A 2,460-nucleotide genomic window follows, 5' to 3' on the forward strand; every position below is an offset into this window, starting at 1 on the left:
CCAAGGGTGGGTGGGTGGGGAAACCACCGCAAGTCGCTTGTCGAGTTTCCGTCAGTCAGGGGCTTGGGTGAGTTCGGTGTATTCGCGGGAGCCGTATCGTTCGAAGATTTGGAGGGCGGATTGCAGGGTGGCGTGGGCGGTGGTGGGGTCGCCTAGGCGGGTGTGGAGGTGGGAGACGTCGCGGAGGGTGCGGGCGCGGAAGAGGGGGAGGTCGAGTTCGTCCCAGAGGTGGATGGATTCGTCGAAGCAGGTGGCGGCGTGGTCGTAGCGGGCTTCGGCCAGGTGGAGTTCGCCGAGGGTGCGCAGGGTGAGGGCGGCGCCGAAGCGGTCGGCGGAGCGGCGGGAGACGGCCAGGGCGTTCTCCAACTGGGCGAGGAGGCCGTCGTACTTGCCCTGGCGGAGGCGGGATTTGGCCCAGGCCTGGACGCCGAAGGCCTCGAAAAGTTCGTCGCCGACTTCGCGGAAGATGGCCAGGGATTGGGCGGCGAGGTCTTCTGCCAGGGCGAGTTCGCCCATCGCGCGGTGGACCAGGGACAGGCTGCGCAGGGTCAGCGCCTCGCCGCGGCGGCTGCCCGCGTTCCGGTAGGCGGTCAGGGATTCGGCGAGGTCCTCCTGAGCGAGGGCGTAGTCGCCGAGCTCCAGCCGTACCGAGCCGCGGAGCCGGGTGACTTGGCCGATCGCGGCCTCGTCGCCCATCGCGCGGGCGGTGGTCCTGGCCGCGTCGAGATGTTCGATGGCTTCGGCGAATCTGGCCTGTTCGCGGCAGGACGCGCCGAGCGAGGCCAGCGCGGAGGTCTCGCCTTGGGCGTCGCCGACCTCGCGGAACATGGCCAGGGCCTGGATCAGGCATTCGCGGGCTTCGGCGAAACGATCCTGGGCGTACTTGAGCTCGCCGAGTTCGGCCAGCAGGCGGGCTTCGCCGTGTTTGTTCCCGGCCCGGCGGGCGGCGGCGAGGGCGGCGTCGTGGGTGCGGGTCCACGCCTGCAGACGGTTGTGGACGACGAAAACCGACCCGCACAGGGCGGAGGCGAGTTCCCCGGCCAGCTCATCCAGGTCCATCGCGGCGGCCACCTCGACCCCGACGACCAGGCTGTCCTGCTCGGCCTCGAACCAGGCGCGCGGATCGGCCAGCACGGATTCGGTGAGCGCCGGCTCGACTTCGATGGCGTGGGGGTACGCCTCCCGGAGGTGGATCGAACCGGACGGCGCGGCCAGCGTGATCTGCTGGATCAGCCACAGCCACCGGCCGAGCACACCTTCCACGGCCGCCACCCGGTCCTGCGGCTCGTCCTCGGATTCGGCGCGTTCGCGGGCGAAGATCCGTACCAGATCGTGGATGCGGTAGCGCAGGTCGCCGAGACCGTCGGTGCCGGTGTGTTCCACGAGCTGGGCGTCCACCAGGCCTTCGATGAGGTCTTCCGCTTGGTCGCGGGGGAGGCCGAGGAGCGCTCCCACCGTGGCCGCGCAGAAGCCCGGCAGCCCGAGCAAGCCGAGCAGGCGCAAACCGCGCCGGGCCGGATCCGGCAGGGCGCGGTAGCTGAGCTCGATTCCGGCCCGGACCTCCTGGTCGCCGACGGCCAACTCGTCCAGGCGGCGCAACTCGCTGGTGAGGCGATCGGCCATCAGGTCCAGCGACCATGCCCGGCGGGAGGTGAGTTTGGCGCCCGCGATCCTGATCGCCAGCGGCAAATGCCCGCAAAGCGCGACAATCCGCCGCGCGGCTTCCTCCTGCTTTCCGACCCTGTCCTGGCCGACGATCCTGGTGAGCAGCTCCACACCCTCATCCGGGCTGAGTACGGCAAGCTCGGTGAACGCCGCCCCCGCCAGCCCGGCCAGCCGATTGCGCGAAGTGATCAGCACTGCCGGACCGGGAGTGCCCGGCAGGAGCGGCCGGACCTGCCGCTCGTCCGCCGCGTCGTCCAGGACGATCAGCACCCGCCGCCCGGCCAGCAGCGAGCGGTAACGCGCGGCCCGCTCCTCCTGTCCGGCCGGCAGGTTGACGGGGTCGGCCCCGAGCTCACGCAACAGCCGCCCGAGCACCTCCTCCGGCGCGGCCGGCGCATCCGTCATCCCGCGCAATTCCACATGGATCTGCCCATCGGGAAACTCCCTCGCCAACCGATGCCCGACATGCCCGGCAAGCGCGGACTTCCCGCTCCCGCCCTGCCCGGAAACCACCGCCACCGGCACCGACAAACTCCCCACCCGGGGCACCAGCAGCTCGGCCAGCATCTCCACCTCATGCCGCCGCCCCGTAAAGTCCGGCGGCTCAGGCGGCAACTGCGCGAGCACAGGCCCACCCCGCTGGACTCCCTCTGCTCCCTGCCCCCGCTCCTCCCCCGACCCCGAATACCGACCATCCGAACCCCCAAACCGAGCTTCCCGCCCGGCGAAGGGATCGCCCTGCCCCCCAAACTGCGCCTCCTGCGCCCGATGCGCAGAATCAACCCCCTCCTGCCC

General features: G+C 71.0%; 2 protein-coding genes. One reads left to right on the forward strand and one right to left on the reverse strand.

Annotated features, from left to right (window positions below; all coding sequences use genetic code 11):
* Positions 1–51: 51 nt before the first annotated feature.
* A complete protein-coding gene (locus tag Amac_RS38745; RefSeq protein ID WP_218041548.1) occupies positions 52–2,232 on the reverse strand; it encodes a tetratricopeptide repeat protein in 2,181 nt (726 codons plus the stop codon).
* Between the two features lie 9 nt (positions 2,233–2,241).
* Here Amac_RS38745 and Amac_RS55545 point away from each other — a divergent pair.
* Positions 2,242–2,460 (forward strand): hypothetical protein (locus Amac_RS55545; protein ID WP_218041549.1); only part of this gene is annotated, 219 nt, incomplete at its 3' end.

The organism is Acrocarpospora macrocephala, from assembly GCF_009687865.1.
GTDB classification, from domain to species: Bacteria; Actinomycetota; Actinomycetes; order Streptosporangiales; family Streptosporangiaceae; genus Acrocarpospora; species Acrocarpospora macrocephala.